The organism is Bradyrhizobium monzae (assembly GCF_021458635.1).
In the GTDB taxonomy this organism is placed as follows: domain Bacteria; phylum Pseudomonadota; class Alphaproteobacteria; order Rhizobiales; family Xanthobacteraceae; genus Bradyrhizobium.
This window is the reverse complement of record NZ_JAIRDQ010000003.1, coordinates 567,495-587,471: the sequence shown is the minus strand read 5'-3', so window position 1 is coordinate 587,471 and position 19,977 is coordinate 567,495. Positions and strand designations below refer to the sequence as shown.

The window sequence follows — 19,977 nt, the reverse complement described above, 5'->3', positions numbered from 1 at the left end:
CGTGCCGCAGGCAGCGCCTCGATCTGTGGCGCTCTCAGCCGCCGTTTTGAATGCGATTCTCGTGGTATTGGCGCTCATCTGGCTGGGGTCGGTCGCAAGTTACACATTTCGGCCGACCTTGCGGGACCTCGCGTCGCACCTGATGCGCGGCGAGCGCTACGACGACTCTGCGCTCGAGCGGATTGTGACCCGCGTTGGTAGCGACGCGAAAGGGCTCTGCGATCCGAAGCTGAGCCGCAACGTGGTGTTGATTCAGCTGCGGCTGTTGAGCAATGCCATCGAAGCCGGCGACGCGGCCGCTATGGATTTGAGGCTGCCGAACGTCACGGGCGCGGCCAAACAGCTGATCGCCTGCTCGCCTTCAGAATCGATTGGTTGGCTGGCACTCTACTGGGCGGAAATTCGCACGCTCGGCTTCAGTCCGAGCGCCATTTCCTATCTGACCCAGTCCTACACTTTTGCGCCGCATGAGATGTGGGTGCAGCTGTTCCGGGCGCCCCTTGCGTTGCGGGCATACGGCTTCTTGCCTGAAAAGCTCAAGCAGCAGACGCTTGATGACTTCGACGATATTGTCGGGGCGCGTCAGCTTCCTACGGCTCTTGTCATATACCAGGCCGCGTCGGCGGCGACGCAGGCGGTGTTGCTGAATCAGATGTGTAGTCAGCCGGATGAAGTGCGTCTGGTATTTCGGCGGTTCGCTCAGGATCGCGGATTCACGATCTCGCATCCTTGCTTTCCTGCTTCGGCAAGTCAGCGCGGCTGACCTCCCGGCGCGGCCGAGTTGGCCGCTTGCTGATCAGGCGGCGCAGCTTGGCGCAGTGAGGCGCAGACGTGTCGGTTTCACGGCAAGCCCGTCATGTTTCGGCGGCCGCGATCGCGGCTTGCAACAATATGATTCCGGTGGCGCAGTCCATGCAGGACTGAAGCCTTGCCTCCGCCGATCCAGTCTGGCATTGCAGTGCAGAAGAACGAAACAGCGGAGTTTAGCCTTGGCCCCTGTGGTGGTTACCGGAGCTGCTGGCTTTATCGGAATGCATGTTTGCGAACGGCTGTTGGCGCGTGGCGAACAGGTCGTCGGTATCGATGCGTTCACGCAGTATTACGATCCGGCGCTGAAGCGCGCGCGCCTCGAAAAACTCAAGCACCTTCCCGGCTTCGGCTTCCACGAGATCGACCTTGCCGATTTCGCCGCAGTGACTCGCGTATTCGATGAAGTCGCGCCCGATCGGGTTGTCCACCTTGCCGCGCAGCCGGGCGTCCGCGCCTCGATCGACGATCCCATCACCAGCATCCGTGCCAATTGTGACGGCTTTGTCACTGTGCTCGAGGCCGGCCGGCGCCATGGTCTGGCGCATCTGGTCTACGCCTCGTCGAGCTCGGTCTATGGTGCCAATCGCACCTTGCCGTATTCGACCGAGCAATCGGTGAATCATCCGGTCAGCCTTTACGCCGCGAGCAAGAAGGCCAACGAGCTGATGGCGCACACCTTTGCGCACGTTCACAAGCTGCCGGTGACCGGTCTTCGCTTCTTCACCGTCTACGGTCCGTGGGGCCGGCCCGACATGGCCGCTTATCTGTTCACGCGCGCGATCTTCGCGAATGAGCCGATCAAGATTTTCAATAATGGCGACATGTGGCGCGACTTCACCTATGTCGACGACATCGTCGAAGGCGTGATCCGCACGCTCGATCGGCCCGCAGCTCCGAATCCCGCGTGGAACGCGGAACAGCCCGAAAATTCGTCGAGCTATGCGCCGTATCGCGTCTACAACATCGGCAACAACAAGTCGGTCAAGCTGCTCGAGTTCGTCGAGACGCTCGAGAAGATCATCGGCAAGCCTGCGATCCGCAAGCTGCTGCCGATGCAGGCCGGCGACGTGCTGGAGACGCGCGCCGACATTTCCGCCCTCCAGCGCGATGTCGGTTTCGCGCCGTCGACGCCAATCGCGGAAGGCCTCGCGCGTTTCGTCGAATGGTATCGAAACTACCACGGCGTGTGATCGCCGAAGCGAACCGCAAGACACAAAAAAATCGGGTTGCGACGGTTAAGGTTTGTTCGGCTTGCGAAGCAGTGTGCCCTAATGTTGGGCGTGCGGTCGGATAGAGAAATGGTCTAGGGTGTTCAGTGCGGAACATCCGTCGTCAACGGAAAGAGTTTTTCATGCGAATTGCGATGATCGGCACCGGTTATGTGGGACTGGTGTCCGGGGCCTGCTTTGCGGATTTCGGTCACGACGTCATCTGCGTCGACAAGGACGAGAAGAAAATCGCGGCCCTTCATCGCGGCGAGATTCCGATCTACGAGCCGGGCCTCGACGAGCTGGTCGCGACCAATGTGAAGGCCAAGCGCCTGAGCTTCACCACCGATCTGTCGAAGCCGGTCGCGGATGCCGACGCCGTGTTCATCGCGGTCGGTACGCCCTCGCGTCGCGGCGACGGCCATGCCGATCTCTCCTACGTCTACGCTGCCGCGAAAGAGATCGCGCAGTCGCTGTCCGGATTCACCGTCGTGGTGACGAAGTCGACCGTTCCGGTCGGCACCGGTGACGAGGTCGAGCGCATCATCCGCGAGGCCAATCCCAAGGCCGACGTCGTCGTCGCCTCCAATCCGGAGTTCCTGCGCGAGGGCGCCGCGATCCGCGACTTCAAATTCCCCGATCGCGTCGTCGTCGGCACGTCCGACGAGCGCGGCCGCAAGGTGATGGGCGACATCTATCGCCCGCTGTCGCTGAACCAGGCGCCGCTGATGTTCACGGAACGTCGCACCGCCGAGATGATCAAATACGCCGCCAACGCGTTCCTCGCGACCAAGATCACCTTCATCAACGAGATCGCGGATCTCTCCGAAAAGGTCGGCGCCAACGTCCAGGAAGTCGCGCGCGGCATTGGCCTGGACAACCGCATCGGCACAAAATTCCTGCACGCCGGCCCGGGCTTCGGCGGCTCCTGCTTCCCGAAGGACACCAAGGCGCTGATCAAGATCGCGCAGGACTACGACGTGAGCTTGCGCATCGTCGAATCCGTGCTGGCGGTCAACGAGAACCGCAAGCGCGCGATGGCGCGAAAAGTAAGCCAGGCACTCGGCGGCTCGCTGCGCGGCAAGACCATCGCCGTGCTTGGTCTCACCTTTAAGCCTGATACGGACGACATGCGCGATGCGCCATCGATTCCGCTGGTCACCGGCCTCCTCGACATGGGCGCCAAGGTGAAGGCGTTCGATCCGGTCGGCATGGAGCAGGCCAAGGGCGAACTGCCCAACATCACCTATTGCGAGGACGCCTATTCCTGCGCTGAGGGCGCCGATGCGCTCGTCATCGTCACCGAATGGGTGCAGTTCCGCGCGCTCGATCTCGACCGGCTGAAGGAGACCATGGCGCAACCCGTCGTCGTTGACCTCCGCAACGTCTATCTTCCTGAAGACATGCAGGCTGCCGGTTTCGTCTATGAAAGCGTCGGCCGGTCGAAGGAGCCGAGCCGCGGTTGACCCTTCGTATGTCTGGTGCGCCAACGGTCCGGTCGTTTTCTCAGACGATGGGATCATTGGCGTCCTCACCATCCAAACGAAAAGCAGGCGGACCATCGGAGCTTGGCGGGGCGCCTTCATTCGGTGATCGCAGGCATAGTTGCCATCGCCTGATTGAAGGCGAGCCACGCTTTCAGCTTGCTGGAGTCGGAGAGAGCGGGTGGTCGCGAGCCGATTCGGAAAAGCGTCGATGGTTAAGTGACGGCAGCCGGTGGTGCTGCGGCTGCGCCGCTCATCCCGGACAGGAACCGCGCCTTGAGGACAACGAAGAGTATCTCTGAACCCGTGAAAATACGGGTGGATGTCCTGCGATAGAGGGCAACCGATGAAGGCGACGCGAGTTGTTGAGAAACGATCGAGCTTCCGGAAAAGTTCGCGGAAAAGCGGGCAATTTTAGCATTCTTGAAGCGAGGCTGTTAGAGATGGCTGCTTAGTCTGAGCGCCATGGTCAATGGGGTGCTCTACATGTCGGCTACTACTGCGTCGAGTTTCTTGAATTCCCTCGGTATCAACACCAACGCGGGCAGCTATATCGACGCATACACCAACTCCAGCCTGATCATCAGTAGTCTGGACTATCTGGGCATCAGCCACGTTCGCGACTCCTACAGCGCCACCGGGCATGCAAATGCTGTCATCGACGCACTTGCCAATGCGGGCGTCTCTTTCGACTTCCGCGTCAGCTACGTTCTGCCTGGGTCCGGCAGCAGCGGGCTGGCCAGCTATGTCGCGGCTCTTGCGGAGTTCAAGACGGAGCACCCGGGCGCTCTGCTGTCCATCGAAGGCATCAATGAAGCCAATCTGAATTCCTTCTCCTACAACGGGATGACGTCGCTTGAAGGGGCCGCGGCATTCCAGGAGGCTCTTTATGCTGCTGTGAAGGCCAACGGTGCTCTCAGCAATGTCACCGTCGTCAACTTCAGCATCGGGAACCAGACCGATGCGATGAACGCCTCGGTCGGCGACATGAGCGCCTACTCGGATGCGGCGAATGCACACGTCTATGTCCACACAGGCGCGCTTGCCGATGGTCAGATCGAGCAAGATCTTGCTCTGGCGAAAGATATTTCGACCAACGATCCGGTCATCGTGACGGAGACCGGTTATACGACGTTGGCAAGCACCGTCGGCATCGGCGTCAATGACGACGCGCAGGCGAAGCTTGTGCTCTCCAATCTGCTCATGGCGTATGAAGACGGATCGTCCGCCACCTATATTTACGAGCTGTTCGACTCGCCATCCTCGGCGTCTCGTGGCGCCAAGGAAGCCCATTTCGGTCTTTTCAATTCAGACGGAACACCGAAGGAAGCCGCGGTCGCGGTCCACAACCTGACGACCATCTTGAGCCATGGTGACGACGGCAGCGCTCATACCGGCGCGGATCTGAACTACACGCTGTCCAACGCACCCAGCAATACCCATACGATGCTGATGAATAAGTCGGGCGCCGTCAGCGACCTGGTCGTGTGGGCCGATACGATCGGATGGGACAGTGCGACCCAGACGGAAATCACGACGCCCGCAACGACCGTTACCGTCAATCTCGGGCAGGTGGAGAGTGCCGTTTACGTCTACGACCCGCTGACGGGGACGGCCCCGATTGCGGTCTATTACAACACCAGCACGATCCAGATCAGCCTCAGCGATCACCCATTGGTCATCGAAGTCGGCGCGACCGCCGCTGCGGGCGAAGGCACCACGACGGTGAACTACGATCTCACGATGACATCGGCCGACTTCGTCGCCCAGATGGACACGCTGGTGAGCGCCGCCGGACTGGAAAAGGTGACGTTGACCGACTCGCATGTTCTGGCCATCTCGTCGCCCGAAACCATGCAATACGTCATCGCCCACTATGGCGATCTGCTGTCGAAGATCTCCGGCGGCTATTCCTTCTCCATCACGTGGGGCGGCACCGGCTGGTCCGAGGAACAGGATTTCGACGCCAGCGGTACCCTTACCGAGACCACGGTTTGGGGCGTCAGCAGCAGCGGCGCAATTATCTCGAAGAGCGTTACGCTGGCCGACGGACGGGTCGACTATTATCACTACGGCGTCACGGGCCAGGCTTACACGTCGGATCACACTGCGTACGACGTGAGCGGCAAAGTGACGCTGATCGAGCGCTTCAACGCCGATGGCAGCTATCAATACAAGGCTGCGTACAACACTGACGGTTCCAAGGTTTACGACTATTACAGCAGCACCGGCGCGCTGAGCACGGAAGTCAGCGTGACGTCCGCCAGCACGGTCACGACCACCTACGATACCGCGACCGGCTATAAGCTCCGGGCCTATACCAGCAATTCGGACGGCAGCGCCGACAACAAGGTCTATACAAATGGCGTGTTGACGAAGGACAATGTCCTTCACAAGGATGGCTCGTCCGAAGTTTACGCCTACAACATCACCGGCCAGTCCTACACCTCGACGCACCAGGTGGCTGACGCGAGCGGCAAGGTGACGCTCATCGAGCGCTTCCACGCCGACGGCAGCTATCAATACAAGGTGACCTATAACGCGGATGGCTCCAAGGTCTACGACTATTATACGAGCGCGGGAGCTCACAGTTCCGAAATAGCCGTCACGTCGACCGCCACCACGACAACGACCTATGACACGACGACGGGCGACAAGCTCATCGTCTATACGGCCAATGCAGATGGCAGCGCCGACAACAAGGCGTACACGAACGGCGTGCTGATGAAAGACAACGTCCTCAACAAGGACGGATCATCCGAGGTTTACGTCTACAATATCACCGGCCAGTCCTACACCTCGACGCATCAGGTGGCTGACGCGAGCGGCAAGGTAACGCTGATCGAGCGCTTCCATGCCGACGGCACTTATCAGTACAAGGTGGTTTATAACGCGGACGGTTCCAAGGTCTACGACTACTACACGACCGCGGGCGTTCACAGCTCCGAAATCGTCGCCACCTCGACCGCCACGACGACGATCACCTATGACACGACGACGGGCGACAAGCTCAACGTTTATGCGGCAAATGTGGACGGCAGCGCCGACAACAAGGCCTATACGAACGGCGTGCTGATGAAGGACAACGTTCTCAACAAGGACGGCTCGTCCGAAGTCTACGTCTACAATATCACCGGCCAGTCCTACACCTCGACCCATCAGGTGGGCGACACGAGTGGCAGGGTGACGCTGATCGAGCGCTTCCACGCCGACGGCAGCTATCAATACAAGGCGGCCTACAACACGGATGGTTCCAAGGTCTACGACTACTATACGACCGCGGGAGCTCACAGCTCCGAAATTGCCGTCACGTCGGCCGCAACCACGACAACGACCTATGACACGACGACGGGCTACAAGCTCATCGTCTATACGGCCAATGTGGATGGCAGCGCTGACAACAAGACTTATGCGAACGACGTGCTGATGAAGGACAACGTCCTTCACAAGGACGGCTCATCCGAGGTGTACGTCTACAATATCACCGGCCAGTCCTATACGTCGACGCATCAAGCCAGTGACGCCAGCGGCAACGTCACGCTTGTCGAACGCTTGCACTCGGACGGCACTTACGACTACAAGGCGGCCTACCACTCGGATGGTTCGAAGCTCTACGACTATTATACTAGCGCCGGAAAATTGAGCACGGAAGTCTCGGTCACCTCGACCGGTACGACCACCTCCACCTACGACACGCTGGCCGGCAACAAGTTGACCGAATATACGGCCAACGTGGACGGTAGCGCCGACAACAAGACCTATACGAACGGCGTGCTGACAAAGGACAGTATCCTTCACACGGACGGCTCGTCGGATGTCTATGCCTATCAGATCACTGGTCAGTCTTATACGTCGATCCACCAGACGAGCGACGCGAGCGGCGGCGTGACGCTCATCGAGCGGTTCCACTCCGACGGCAGCTATGATTATCTGGAAAAACACAACTCCGATGGCAGCAAGGACATTTCCAACTACTCCAGCGCTGGCGCGATCCTGAACCACACGCTTATCAAGGCTGACGGTTCCCGTGCTGTCGACTATTACAGCCAGGACGGCACCGGCGATATCCGCACTGACACGACGGATACCAACAGTAACCTGACGATGCGGGAATATACCCACACCAACGGGAACCACGAGGTCTATGCTTATTCCGATAACCTAAAGCTTGTCGGCGGCACGGGCAACGACACGTTCTATTTCCGCTCCACCAGTGGTGGCACGGTGACCTATCAGGGCGGCAATGACACGGTCTACAGCTTCAACACCGATGCCGCCTCTGCAGGCACGGACAAGATCTCGATCAGCTCTTCGCTCGCCGCGAATTTTAGCGGTCTTCACATTGCTCAGCAGGGATCGGATGCCCTGATCACATTGGACAGCCATGATACAATCCTGATCAAGGGGGTCACGGTCGCTAACCTTCACAGCGACTACTTCATGTTCAGCTGATCGCGGCTCCCGTGTGCAAGGCTAGTCTCTTCATCCGTGGAAGGGATGTGCCAAGGTTGGCCTTCGACACGCATGGCGGCGGTAATGATTGGCGAAGCGCCGCGTTACGGGGCAAGACCATCGTGTGCTCGACCCATAAGGTTGTCGCTCCAAGCGGCAAATGGCGCGGGCGGGACGATCGACGCTTAGTGAGTCGATGGGGCTATTATCGCGACGTGACGTGGCGATCTATTTGGCGGCGATCCCGTCCGGTCCTCCGCTCTGGATTGATTTGCCCATCGATATTCGCTTCAACCGAAGGCGCCACCCCCGGCGCGACGACATCTTGTTCGAACTGCCTGATGTATTCGGACAGCGGCATAAATCCCGCATCGACCAACGCGCGGGCGGCATCACGATTTGGCTTCACGGCAGCTACTCCCTTTGGCGGATCACAAAGAATGCCTCACAAAGGGGCGTTCGTCGATCATGCCTTCGACCGCCTTGCGAACGTGCTTAATCTATCGCTTGCGGCATCGTGTGATGTTGCGCCGCGAAACTAGCGGACGGGCTCGCGGCGCCGCAGCATCAATCCAGTGCTTTCAGGAGATCGAGCTAGACATCTTTGCTGAACGGAGGAATGCTTAATCTTCGAATCGGCTACAGGAACGCCGCCGCGGGCTCTTGCGCTCGACCGATCCTTCAACTGAACGGAGTCGGAAGGCAGAGCGACCGCGTTTCGCAACACGGAGGTTCCTCTTGATGTCCCCGCACGCGCCTCTCAGCCGCCGCACGCGCAGCGCGGGAAGTGCACCGAAAGCGATTAGCTCCAGGACGTCGAACACCATGAACACGGCGGCTTCTCGTCAATTGACGTGATGCCCTGGGAAAGTCGCGAGGAGTTCGAACGGCTACATGACCTATCTGATCAATACTACCCGAACGGCCCCTTGCAGGAAGAATGCATGGCGAGCATCGCTACGTGGACATGGCGAATGCGCCGCATCGCGAAGTCTTTGCCAAATGCGAGCGTTTTCGCGAATTGGAACATGTAAGTATCTGAAATGTCAGGTGGCAATTCTTTGAAGGACCTTGTTGATACCCACACGCTCCGCAGTGGCGGGCTCACCGCGACCATCAAAGCGCACGGCGCCGAGATGTGCTCGCTCAAGAACGACGGCACTGAGTTCGTCTGGCAGGCGGGTCCCGCCTGGACGCGACATGCACCGCTGTTGTTTCCGATCGTCGGGCGTCTCGCCAATGACGAAATGCGCTACCGGGGCAAGACCTACCGGATGACCCAGCACGGCTTTGCGCGCGACAGCCGCTTCGCTTGGATGGAGCGTAGCGAGAGCCGGTGCGCGCTCATGCTTGAGGACAGCGAGGCGACGCGCGCGCTCTATCCGTTCGCGTTTCGGCTGACGGCGGCCTATGCGCTCGATCAGTACGGTCTCGATCTCTCGCTCACGCTCACCAACACCGGCAACGAGACATTGCCGGCGTCGCTCGGAGGCCATCCCGCCTTCAACTGGCCGCTTCAGCCCGGCGTGCCGAAGGAGAGCTACGCGCTGACGTTCACGAACGAGGAGCCGTCTCCGGTTCGCCGTGTCGAGAGCGGACTCCTGCTCGCGGCAACGGATCCAAGCCCCGTCCGAGGCACTGTGCTTCCCCTGTCGGAATCCCTCTTCACCAACGACGCCGTCATCCTCGATCCCATCAACAGCCATGCGGTCCGCTATGCCTGCACGGATGGCACCGGGCCTTGGCTCAAAATGTCATGGCGTGGCTTTCGCGAGCTCGGCGTCTGGTCGAAGCCATCCGGCGCGCCGTTCCTTTGCATCGAACCCTGGCGCGGCTATGCCAGTCCCAAGGACTTCGACGGCGAATTCAGCGACAAGCCGGGCCTGATGCACATCGCGCCCGGCGCAGAGGAGCGCTTGTCGTTCCGGGTCGACGTGGGAACGTCCTAAGCTCTCACACCTCAATGCGCGTCAGGTCCTCGCCGAGCACGACGGGACCCGAATAATCCCGCCTGACATCCGCGAGCAGCGCGTTCAGCATGGTGTCGTCGGTGCGGGGACGGTGATGGGTCAGCGCCAGCTTCTTGACGCCGGCCTTGGCCGCGATCTTGCCGACCGTGTCACCGCAAGCCAGCGTGTATTTCGCAAGCCGCCGGAAATGGTCGTTGTTGATCTCCGGCGTTGTGAGAAAGCAAACTTGCACGAGCAGGTCGGCGCCCTCGGCCAGCCGCTCGAGGCCGGGGCAGGGGACGGTGTCGCCCGAAATCGCAATGACCTTGCCGTTCGCCTCGAAGCGATAGCCGAGACACATCCAGCGCGCGAGAAACGCCGGTGACATGTCGAGCCCGTCGCCATGCGAAACGAGCTCGGCGCTGATCTTCCAGCGACCGGTATCGAGAACGGGGCCGGGAATGATGTCGGTTCCGACCACCGGTTTCCAGCCGCCGAAAGTCGGCTCGCCCTGATCGCGCCAGGCGATGTCCTTGTCGTAAACCTGCGTCACCAGCGTGTTGACGAGCCGTTCGGTATCCGGCGGCCCATAAATGCGCAGATCGTCCTTGCGCCCATGCATCCACGAATTCAGCATCACATCATAGAGGTCGCCGATGTGATCGAAATGATGATGCGTGAGAAAGACCGTGTTGATGGCGCCGAGCGGTACGCCGGCCTTGCTGAGCTGCACCATGACGCCGCGGCCTGCGTCGAACAGGATGTTCTCCTCGCCGAGCCTGATCAGCGTCGTCGTCGCCATGCGGCGTGGGTCCGGGCGCGGGCCACCGGTGCCGAGCAGAATGACTTCCATTGCGCTTACTCCCGTGTGGAGCCGGTCGGTTTGATCACACTAGGCTCGAAGGCGGTGCCGGCCAAACCGAAGCGGAAGCTTTTCTGTATGTTAATCAGCGGTAGAATCCGGATTCGGATGAATTGCCGTTGCCGGGCGCGGCCGAAGCGGGTCGCGCGAGCCGGGCCTGCGCATCGATGCGCTCAGTGAGAAGTGTGGGCCAATTCATACTTAATACTTCAATACCGTGACCTATATTGTTTGGGCGACGCAACACGCCTAGTATTGGGGCAGGCAATTCGGGGGCTCGAATAAGCCGTGAATGTTCGTTCACACGACAACGCATCACGCCGCGACTCAAATTTTCAAGCCGGGTCGTACGCACACAGGACATCCAACATCGTGGCTGATTCCGCACTTCAGGAATTGCGTCCCATTGGGCGCGAGCGATTGATCGTGGTCGAAGACGACCCGGTGACCCGGACGATGCTGGTCGGTTATTTCAGCGAGAACAATTTCGACGTGGTCGGCGCCGGCACCTGTGCGGAATGCCGTCAGGCGCTGCGCGCGCGCACCGACCTCGTCTTCCTCGACGTGCAGTTGCCCGACGGCGACGGCTTCGAGCTCGCCAAGGAGATTCAGGCGACCAGCAATGCGGGCATCATCTTCGTGACCCGCCGCGACACCGACGTCGATCGCATCCTCGGTCTCGAGATCGCCGGCGATCACTACGTCACCAAGCCGATCAACCTGCGCGAACTGCTGGCGCGTGCGCGCAGCGTGCTGCGGCGGCGCTCGATCGACCGCAAGGCGGCGCGCAACCACAATTCGATCGCCTTCGGCGACTGGATCATCGACCTGACGCGGCGCGAGCTGCTCGGCAGCGACGGCAAGCCGGTGGCGCTGACGCGGGCCGAGTTCGATCTGCTCGCCGCGCTCGTCGGTGCGGACGGACGGCCGCTCAGCCGCGATTATCTGATCGAGGTCGTCAGCAATCGCCAGGCCGAGGTCGACATCCGCACGGTCGATGCGCTGGTGGCGCGGCTGCGCCGCAAGCTCGTCGGCAGCGGCACGCCTGTCATCGCCACCGTCACCGGCGTCGGCTACAAGCTCGCGCTCAGCGAGCGGCTCTGATCTCAACTGTCGGAAGATCCGGTCGCCCGCGCGCCTATCGTGTGCGGGCGCTCTGATCCGTGGTGATCTGTCGCGTCGCCCCCGCAAGCTGGTCGTCGACCGCATAGAGGGTGCAGGTCGGCGACCATTTCATGCAGGCCGCGAGCGAATCGCGTTGCGCATCGTCGACCGTGCTGCGTCCCGAGCGCCAGCCGTAACCGCCATTGGACGACACCGCAAAAGCCTTGTGCGGCATGGTGCTGGCGAGATAGCGCGCGAACTCGGCTTTCGCCGCGTCACTGAAATGGCCAGGCGGCGGCAGCGGATCGGGCGGGCTCAGCATGTCGTGGGCGAGCCCGCGCTCGCGCAGGAAGGCGTCGACGTAAGGCGTCCATTGCGGGCGGGCTACGACGGAATAGAGATAGTGGCCATCATCGCCGTAAGGCGGCGCCGCGATGAATGTTGCGTTACCGCCACCAGCGCGAAACCCATCGTAGAGACGGCGCGCGAGATCGGGACCGAAATAGGAATCATTGGTGGCGTAGACCCACAGCATCGGCACGCGTGACGTCTTGCCGAGGCTGGCAAAGGCCTGCACCAGGCCATCCTCGTTGCAGACGTCGTCATCATCGCGCGAACCGCGGCCACCGGCGAAGCTGATCGCGGCGACGAGACCGGCAGGCGCCTGCGCGGTCAAAGCGACGGTGGCAAGGCCTCCGGCGGAATGGCCGGCCGCGATCATGCCTGTCGTCGTGACGTCGACCCGGCGCGCCATCGCATCGATCGCCGCGCGCAAATCCGCGACCGCAACGGCGGCCGCCGGCAGATAGGCGGCATTGGCGCAGCCGCCGACGCTGTCGACGCGTCCGCCGGGCGAAGTGCCATAGCCGCGCCGCATCACGATCAGCGCGGCAAAACCGCGCCGGGCATATTCCAGCGCGATGCCGTAATATTTGTGGGCCGACATCGTCGCGCGGTCGTCGAAGCTGCGCGGCGAGCCGTGGCTCAGCAGCGCGAGCGGATAGCGCCTGGTCCCGGCCGGGCGGACCAGAAATGCCTCGAGTCCCTGCGGCCCGGCCTCCGCCATCGGGATCCGCAGATCCTCGGTGTAGAATTGGGCGGCGCGCGCCGGTGCAAAGGCCAGGGCAAGGCCCACGACGAGGCAGGCGATCAGAATAAACGAGAGCCTGTGAAACAGCGCCATGTGCGACTCGAAAAGGCCTGATTAAAAGAACACCATAGCACGATCTCAGGAACGGCTCCCCCATCGCGGGTGTTGTGGTTGGGTGCTAGCCCAGCCGATGCTATGATGTGGCGCAATCTCAGTATGACAGGACGAGGATATTTCAGTGGCTGACGTTCATCCCGCGGCGGGCAAGCTGGTTTCGCCGTCCGCGCTCGCCAACATTCCGCGGCTCGTGACGGCCTATTTCGCCAACAAGCCGGATGCGGCGGACCCGGCGCAGCGGGTGGCGTTCGGGACCTCGGGCCATCGCGGCACCTCGTTCAAGAACACGTTCAACGAGGGCCACATCCTCGCGACCACGCAGGCCATCTGCGACTACAGGCGAGAAAAGGGGCTGACCGGCCCGCTCTTCATCGGCATCGACACCCATGCGCTGGCCGAGCCTGCGCTCGCGAGTGCGGTCGAGGTGTTCGCGGCCAACGGCGTCGAGGTCATGATCGACAAGGACGGCGGCTACACGCCGACGCCTGTGATCTCGCACGCGATCCTGACCTACAACAAGGGCCGCACATCGGGGCTCGCTGACGGTGTCGTCATCACGCCCTCGCACAATCCGCCGGAGGACGGCGGCTACAAATACAATCCGCCGCATGGCGGCCCGGCCGACACCGACGTCACGGGGGTCGTCGAGAAGCGGGCCAACGCCTATCTCGCCGACGGGCTCAGGAGCGTGAAGCGCGTCGACTATGCGAGGGCGCTGAAGTCGTCGACCGTTCACGCCTACGACTACATCACCCCTTATGTCGCCGATCTCGGCAATGTCGTCGATCTCGAACTGATCAAATCCGCCGGCATCAATATCGGTATCGACCCGCTCGGCGGCGCCGCTGTGCATTACTGGCACCCGATCATCGAGCGCTACGGCCTCAAGGCCACCGTCGTGAACGAGGCGATCGACCCGACCTTTCGCTTCATGACGGTGGACTGGGACGGCAAGATCCGCATGGACTGCTCGTCACCCTACGCGATGGCGAGCCTGATCGCGATGCGCGACCGCTTCGACGTCGCCTTTGCCAACGACACCGACGCCGATCGCCACGGCATCGTCACCCGCACCGGCGGCTTGATGAACCCGAACCATTATCTGGCGACCGCGATCTCCTATCTGTTCGTGCACCGCCCGAACTGGGGCGGCAGTGCCGCGATCGGCAAGACCGTGGTGTCGAGCTCGATCATCGACCGTGTCGCCAAGAAACTCGGCCGCAAGTTGGTCGAGACGCCGGTCGGCTTCAAATGGTTCGTCGACGGGCTGGTCACGGGCAGCTTCGGCTTCGGCGGCGAGGAGAGCGCAGGGGCCTCGTTCCTGCGCCGCGACGGCTCGGTGTGGACCACCGACAAGGATGGCATCATCCTCGGCCTGCTCGCAGCCGAGATCATGGCCAAGACCGGCCGCGATCCGAGCCAGCTGTTCAATGATCTCACCGCCGAGCTCGGCGTGCCGCACTATGCGCGTATCGACGTCGCCGCCACCGGGCCGCAGAAGAACATCCTGAAATCGGTCACGCCCGAGCAGCTCGGCCTGAAGGATCTCGCCGGCGATCCGGTTCGCGCGACGCTGAGCAAGGCGCCCGGCAACGGCCAGCCGTTCGGCGGCATCAAGGTCGAGACCGATTTCGGCTGGTTCGCGGCGAGGCCGTCGGGGACGGAGGACGTCTACAAGATCTACGCCGAGAGTTTCCGCAGCACCGACCACCTGAAGCGGATTCAGCAGGAAGCGCAGGCGGGGCTGGCAAAGGTGTTCGGGGCGTAGGGCGCCATATCCGATCAATGTTGTATACACAAGAACGCTTGGAGGTAATTTAGTAAGGCAAATAAGCTCTTGAACGGTTGTCATCTCCCGCTAATGTATACATAACGCATACATAAGCCTTGGGAGATCGCCGGTGACAAAACCTTTCCCGATGAACGCCTGGTACGCCGCCGCATGGGACGCCGACGTCAAGCCGGCGCTGTTGCCGCGGACGATTTGCGGCAAGCACATCGTGATGTACCGCAAGGCCGACGGCGCGGTGACAGCTCTCGAGGATGCCTGCTGGCATCGCCTGGTGCCGCTGTCCAAGGGCCGGCTCGAGGGCGACACCGTCGTCTGCGGCTATCACGGCCTGAAATACAATGCGCAGGGCCGCTGCACCTTCATGCCCTCGCAGGAGACCATCAATCCGTCGGCCTGCGTCCGCGCCTATCCCGTGGTCGAGCGCCATCGCTACATCTGGCTCTGGATGGGCGATCCGGCGCTGGCCGATCCCGCGCTCGTGCCCGACATGCACTGGAATCACGATCCAGCCTGGGCCGGCGACGGCAAGACCATCCGCGTCGCCTGCGACTACCGCCTCGTGCTCGACAATCTCATGGACCTCACCCACGAGACCTTCGTGCACGGCTCCTCCATCGGCAATGAGGCGGTGGCGGAAGCGCCGTTCGACGTCACCCATGGCGAGAAGACGGTGACGGTGACGCGCTGGATGCGCGGCATCGAGGCGCCGCCGTTCTGGGCCAAGCAACTCGGCCAAACCGGCCTCGTCGACCGCTGGCAGATCATCCGCTTCGAAGCTCCCTGCACCATCGCCATCGACGTCGGCGTGGCGCCGACCGGCACCGGCGCGCCGGAAGGCGACCGCTCGCAGGGCGTCAACGGCTTCGTGCTCAACACCATCACGCCGGAGACCGAGAAGACCTGCCATTATTTCTGGGCCTTCGTCCGCAACTATCAGATCGGCGAGCAGCGCATCACCACCGAGATTCGCGAAGGCGTCTCCGGCATCTTCCACGAGGACGAGCTGATCCTCGAGGCGCAGCAGCGCGCGATGGACGAAAACCCCGATCGCATCTTCTACAACCTCAACATCGACGCCGGCGCGATGTGGACGCGCAAGCTGATCGACAAGATGGTGGCGAAAGAAAACGCGCCGACGCACCTCCAGGCCGCGGAGTAGGGCAAGTGAAAGCAGCGCCCGAACGCGAGGTCGATCGCTCCGTCTCGCAGACCGTGAAAGCGCAGCTCGCGCTGCGCGACCAGATCCTGTCGGGCTCGTTGCGCCCGGGCGAACGCATCTCCGAGCTCCAGGCGGTGGAGACCACCGGCGCCTCGCGCACGCCGGTCCGCATGGCGCTGGTACGGCTGGAGGAGGAGGGCCTGCTGGAGGCGATCCCTTCCGGCGGCTTCATGGTGAAGGCGTTTTCGGAGCGCGACATCGCCGATTCCATCGAGCTGCGCGGCACGCTGGAAGGTCTCGCCGCGCGCTTTGCCGCGGAGCGCGGTGTTTCCGCGCGCGAGCTCGAGCCGCTGAAAGAGTGCTTGGCCGCGATCGACGAGTTGCTGCGGCAGGTGCCGATCTCGATCGAAGCCTTCTCGTCCTATGTGGCGCTGAACGCGCGCTTCCACGCCCTGCTCACCGAATTGTCGCGCAGCCCGCCACTGGTTCGGCAGATCGACCGTGCCTCGGCGCTGCCGTTCGCGTCGCCCAGCGGCTTCGTGATGGCGCAGTCGGCACTCCCCGAGGCGCAGCAGATCCTGATCATCGGCCAGGAGCACCACCGCGTCGTGATCGACGCGATCGAGAACCGCGAGGGGGCGCGCGCCGAAGCCGTGATGCGCGAGCACGCGCGGCTCGCGGTGCGCAATTTGCGGCTCGCGCTGCGCAACCGCACCCATCTCGACCTCTTGCCGGCGCTCGCGCTGATCAAGACCGCAACCGATTGAGGGCACCATGCGCTTCGTCGAAACCTGGATTCCCGCGACGCTTGTCTCGACCCGCGACCTTGCGCCCGGCATCCGCGAATTCCTGATCCGGCCGGATCAGTACGATGGCGCCGCATATCCGGTCGGCAGCCACATCAATGTCAGCGTCACCATCGGGGGCCAACCCGAAACGCGCTCCTATTCGCTGGTCGGCGAAGCCTCGCCGCGCGGTTTCAGGATCGCGGTGCGCCGCGCCGAGGATTCCCGCGGCGGCTCGCGCTATATGTGGCAGCTTGCACCGGGCGCGCGGCTCGACATCACGCGGCCCGCATCGCTCGTCGCGGTCGATTGGGCGCGCGAAAATTATTGCCTGATCGCCGGCGGCATCGGCATCACCCCGATCATCGGTGCCGCGCATGCGCTGGCGCGCCGTGGCGTCGATGTCGCCCTTCACTACGCCGTGCGCGGGCGCGCTGATGCCGCCTATCTCGATGATCTCACGGGCCTGCTCGGTGACCGCCTGGTCGTCCATGCCGGCGATGAAGGCAAGCGGCTGGACCTCGACAGCCTGTTCGCCTCATTGCCGAAAGGCACGCTGACGCTGTTTTGTGGTCCGATGCGGATGCTCGATGCCGCCCGCCACGCCTGGATCCGCGCGGGCCATCCGCTTTCTGACCTTCGCTACGAAACCTTCGGCTCCAGCGGCACGTTGCCGACCGAGACGTTCCGCGTGCGCCTGAAGGGCTCCGGCGTCGAGCTCGAAATCCCGCGCGAGCGTTCGATGCTGGATGTCCTCAACGCCAGCGGCTTCGAGGTGATATCCGACTGCAAGCGCGGCGAATGCGGCCTCTGCGCCATCGACGTCGTCGCAGTCGACGGCGAGATCGACCATCGCGACGTCTTCTTTAGCGATCATCAAAAGCAGAGCAACGAAAAGATCTGCGCCTGCGTTTCGCGCGCGAGGGGCACGATCACGGTAGATACGCTGCTGCGGGCTGATGCGATCTGAGCGGCGTCGTCATGCCCGGGCTTGTCCCGCCTGCGCGGCCGAAGCCGCTTCGGCGAGGCGAAGGCCCGGGCATCCACGTTCTTCGTGCTGTGTGGTTGGGCGTGGATGGCCGGGACAGGGCCCGGCCATGACATTTGTGGAAGCAGCGAGCCCTAAGCCGCAAAAATTGCCCGCAGCTTCTTCGAGTTGAGCAGCACCTGCACGCCATCGGCCGAGACCGGCCGGCCGATCAGATAGCCCTGCACTTCGTCGCAATTGATCTGGCGCAGATATTCGAGCTGGTCGGCGGTCTCGACGCCTTCGGCGACGACGTCGATATCGAGGTCGCGCGCCAGCGAGATCACCGATTTCACGATCGCCGCGCAATCCGGCTGCACCAGCATGTCGCGGATGAAGGACTGGTCGATCTTGATGCGGCTGAACGGCAGCTTGCGCAAGTACGTCAGCGACGAGAAACCCGTGCCGAAATCGTCCAGCGCCACCGTGGCGCCGAGCTCCAGCAGCGCGTTCAGGATCGATGCGGCCGAGCCGTATTTCGACAGCAGCATCGATTCCGTGATCTCGATCTCGAGCCGGTGCGGCGCGACCTTGGCGTCAGCCAGCGCCTGCACGATGGTCTGGAGAATGCTCGCGTTGTGAAACTGCGCGGCCGAGAAGTTCACGGCGACCCTGATGTCCTCCGGCCAGTCCGCCAGCGTCGCACAGGCGCGGCGGATGACCCATTCGCCGATCTCGTGGATCAGCCCGGTCTCCTCGGCGATCGGGATGAATTCGCTCGGCGGCACCAGTCCGCGCAATGGATGCTGCCAGCGCAGCAGCGCCTCGAAGCCGGTGATGCGGTTGTTGCCGAGATCGAGGAAAGGCTGGAACACCAGGAACAGCTCGTCGCGCGCGACGGCGCCGGCGAGATCCGTCTGCAGCGCCTTGCGGTCGCGCGAGGCCTTGTCGTCTTCCTCCTCGAAGAAGCAGATTGTGCCCGGTCCGGCCTTCTTGGCGCGATAGAGCGCGGCATCCGCGTTCTTCATGATGTCGAGCGGCGTGTTGCCGTCGCGCGGCGCCAGCACGATGCCGACGCTGGTGGCGCCGACGATCTCGCAGCCCTCGATCAGGAGCGGTTCGCTGAAGCTAGCTACGAAGCGCTCGGCGATCTCGAGCGCATCCTCCGGCCGCGCCAGATTGGCCATCACCAGCGCGAACTCGTCGCCGCCGATGCGCGCGACGTGCTCGGCCGCGCGGGTACAGCGCTGCAGCCGGCTTGCGACCTGAACCAGGAATTGGTCGCCGGCCGGATGGCCGAAGCGGTCGTTGACCTCCTTGAAGCGATCGAGATCGAGCAGCAGCACCGCGAACTCCTCGCCCGACAAGGCGAGGCGCTTGAGCGTGCCGTCGAGCGTCTCGTTGAAGGCGATGCGGTTGGGCAGCAGGGTGAGGGGATCTTGCCGAACCGTACGCTCCGCCTCGATCTGCCGCATGACGCGTCGCGCAAACCCGAACGAATTGACGAACACGCCGCGCAGCAGCACGCTGCCATAGACCACGACGAGAAAGGCGATCAGCAGGAAGGCGAGGTCGCCGTTCCGGCTGAGGCAGATGGCGATGCCGACGAAGATGGGGGCGGTGAACGCGATGGCCGCGATCGGGATGGTGGCGAAGGCGAGCGCGCCGCCGGCCAGCATGCCCGAGCACAGGCAGGTGATGACGAGCTGCCCGCCGGTCGAAGCGTCCGCGAAGAAGGCGACAGGGACGATGCCCCAGGCGGCGCCGAGTACGAAGGCGTTGCGCACCAGCCGGTGCATCGCCCGGCGCGAGACGAATTGCGGTTTTGTGATCCGGCGGGAGGCATGGGATTGCAGGCCGAACACGATCGCGGCGCCGGCGACAACAACGGCCCAGATCAGGGCGAGGATCCGGTCCGGAGACTGCCACAGCGCAATGGCAAGCACGCTCGCATTGCAGGCGTTGGCCAGCATGATGCCGACGGAATAGCCGAGCACCAGCGACATCTGTTCGGCGCGGATATGGCCAGCGACCGCTTCGTCGGTTGCGGGACCGCCAAAGGCCGACAGATCGCCGGCAAACAGCCTTGCGACATGGTGGGTCAGTTGAGTCCGCATTCCAGGGCCTGCAGCATGGGCCGTTTGTCCGGCTCGATCGGAAGAATTCTCCGCAAACCTTTGACGAACTATGAATTATCC

At 62.6% G+C, this 19,977-nt stretch carries 14 protein-coding genes; 10 read left to right on the top strand and 4 right to left on the bottom strand.

The window, feature by feature from the left end:
- Nucleotide 1: 1 nt before the first annotated feature.
- The 4 genes from K3F49_RS16290 to K3F49_RS16275 all read left to right on the top strand — a co-directional run bounded on the left by K3F49_RS16290 (nt 2) and on the right by K3F49_RS16275 (nt 7,954).
- Nucleotides 2-763 carry a hypothetical protein gene (locus tag K3F49_RS16290; protein ID WP_234681950.1) on the top strand — a complete coding sequence of 254 codons (762 nt, stop codon included), beginning with the start codon at nt 2-4 and terminating at the stop codon, nt 761-763.
- Between the two features lie 226 nt (nt 764-989).
- Entirely contained in the window at nt 990-2,000 is a 1,011-nt protein-coding gene (locus K3F49_RS16285; RefSeq protein ID WP_234681949.1) for an NAD-dependent epimerase, read from the top strand.
- Nucleotides 2,001-2,161: 161 nt separating this feature from the next.
- Nucleotides 2,162-3,484, top strand: coding sequence for a UDP-glucose dehydrogenase family protein (locus K3F49_RS16280; protein ID WP_234681948.1), 1,323 nt, complete (start codon nt 2,162-2,164; stop codon nt 3,482-3,484).
- Between the two features lie 504 nt (nt 3,485-3,988).
- The gene (locus K3F49_RS16275; RefSeq protein ID WP_234681947.1) at nt 3,989-7,954 is read left to right on the top strand and encodes a hypothetical protein; all 3,966 of its coding nucleotides are present in this window, start codon (nt 3,989-3,991) and stop codon (nt 7,952-7,954) included.
- A 205-nt stretch (nt 7,955-8,159) separates the two neighbouring features.
- Here K3F49_RS16275 and K3F49_RS16270 read toward each other — a convergent pair whose 3' ends face one another.
- On the bottom strand, nt 8,160-8,363 hold the full coding sequence (locus K3F49_RS16270; RefSeq protein ID WP_234681946.1) for a hypothetical protein: 204 nt from the start codon (nt 8,361-8,363) through the stop codon (nt 8,160-8,162).
- 652 nt (nt 8,364-9,015) lie between these two features.
- Here K3F49_RS16270 and K3F49_RS16265 point away from each other — a divergent pair.
- Nucleotides 9,016-9,903 (top strand): aldose 1-epimerase family protein, encoded by an 888-nt coding sequence (locus K3F49_RS16265; protein ID WP_234681945.1) that lies wholly within the window; start codon nt 9,016-9,018, stop codon nt 9,901-9,903.
- Between the two features lie 4 nt (nt 9,904-9,907).
- On the opposite strand, the gene K3F49_RS16260 is transcribed toward K3F49_RS16265, so the two are convergent.
- The gene (locus tag K3F49_RS16260; RefSeq protein WP_234681944.1) at nt 9,908-10,756 is read right to left on the bottom strand and encodes an MBL fold metallo-hydrolase; all 849 of its coding nucleotides are present in this window, start codon (nt 10,754-10,756) and stop codon (nt 9,908-9,910) included.
- 297 nt (nt 10,757-11,053) lie between these two features.
- On the opposite strand from K3F49_RS16260, the gene K3F49_RS16255 reads away from it, so the two are divergent.
- Nucleotides 11,054-11,869, top strand: coding sequence for a response regulator transcription factor (locus tag K3F49_RS16255; protein ID WP_234681943.1), 816 nt, complete (start codon nt 11,054-11,056; stop codon nt 11,867-11,869).
- 34 nt (nt 11,870-11,903) lie between these two features.
- Here the strand turns inward: K3F49_RS16255 and K3F49_RS16250 are convergent, their stop codons facing one another.
- Nucleotides 11,904-13,052: an alpha/beta hydrolase family protein gene (locus tag K3F49_RS16250; RefSeq protein WP_234681942.1), complete on the bottom strand. Its 1,149-nt coding sequence runs from the start codon at nt 13,050-13,052 to the stop codon at nt 11,904-11,906.
- A gap of 145 nt (nt 13,053-13,197) precedes the next feature.
- Here K3F49_RS16250 and pgm point away from each other — a divergent pair, with 145 nt between their 5' ends.
- The 4 genes from pgm (at nt 13,198) to K3F49_RS16230 (ending at nt 17,782) form a co-directional block, all read left to right on the top strand.
- Entirely contained in the window at nt 13,198-14,844 is a 1,647-nt protein-coding gene (gene pgm / locus K3F49_RS16245) for a phosphoglucomutase (alpha-D-glucose-1,6-bisphosphate-dependent) (protein ID WP_234681941.1), read from the top strand.
- A 151-nt stretch (nt 14,845-14,995) separates the two neighbouring features.
- Entirely contained in the window at nt 14,996-16,027 is a 1,032-nt protein-coding gene (locus K3F49_RS16240; protein ID WP_249794810.1) for an aromatic ring-hydroxylating dioxygenase subunit alpha, read from the top strand.
- A 5-nt stretch (nt 16,028-16,032) separates the two neighbouring features.
- Nucleotides 16,033-16,794, top strand: coding sequence for a GntR family transcriptional regulator (locus tag K3F49_RS16235; protein WP_234681939.1), 762 nt, complete (start codon nt 16,033-16,035; stop codon nt 16,792-16,794).
- A 7-nt stretch (nt 16,795-16,801) separates the two neighbouring features.
- Nucleotides 16,802-17,782: a PDR/VanB family oxidoreductase gene (locus K3F49_RS16230; protein WP_234681938.1), complete on the top strand. Its 981-nt coding sequence runs from the start codon at nt 16,802-16,804 to the stop codon at nt 17,780-17,782.
- A gap of 152 nt (nt 17,783-17,934) precedes the next feature.
- Here K3F49_RS16230 and K3F49_RS16225 read toward each other — a convergent pair whose 3' ends face one another.
- Nucleotides 17,935-19,896 (bottom strand): putative bifunctional diguanylate cyclase/phosphodiesterase, encoded by a 1,962-nt coding sequence (locus K3F49_RS16225; RefSeq protein WP_234681937.1) that lies wholly within the window; start codon nt 19,894-19,896, stop codon nt 17,935-17,937.
- Between the last annotated feature and the right edge of the window lie 81 nt (nt 19,897-19,977).

What these genes read in the sequence shown, in the direction of transcription:
- K3F49_RS16250 (WP_234681942.1), bottom strand. Translation starts at nt 13,052, where the DNA reads ATGGCGCTGTTTCACAGGCTCTCGTTTATTCTGATCGCCTGCCTCGTC.
- K3F49_RS16225 (WP_234681937.1), bottom strand. Translation starts at nt 19,896, where the DNA reads ATGCGGACTCAACTGACCCACCATGTCGCAAGGCTGTTTGCCGGCGAT.
- K3F49_RS16280 (WP_234681948.1), top strand. Translation starts at nt 2,162, where the DNA reads ATGCGAATTGCGATGATCGGCACCGGTTATGTGGGACTGGTGTCCGGG.
- K3F49_RS16230 (WP_234681938.1), top strand. Translation starts at nt 16,802, where the DNA reads ATGCGCTTCGTCGAAACCTGGATTCCCGCGACGCTTGTCTCGACCCGC.
- K3F49_RS16240 (WP_249794810.1), top strand. Translation starts at nt 14,996, where the DNA reads ATGAACGCCTGGTACGCCGCCGCATGGGACGCCGACGTCAAGCCGGCG.
- K3F49_RS16260 (WP_234681944.1), bottom strand. Translation starts at nt 10,756, where the DNA reads ATGGAAGTCATTCTGCTCGGCACCGGTGGCCCGCGCCCGGACCCACGC.
- K3F49_RS16275 (WP_234681947.1), top strand. Translation starts at nt 3,989, where the DNA reads ATGTCGGCTACTACTGCGTCGAGTTTCTTGAATTCCCTCGGTATCAAC.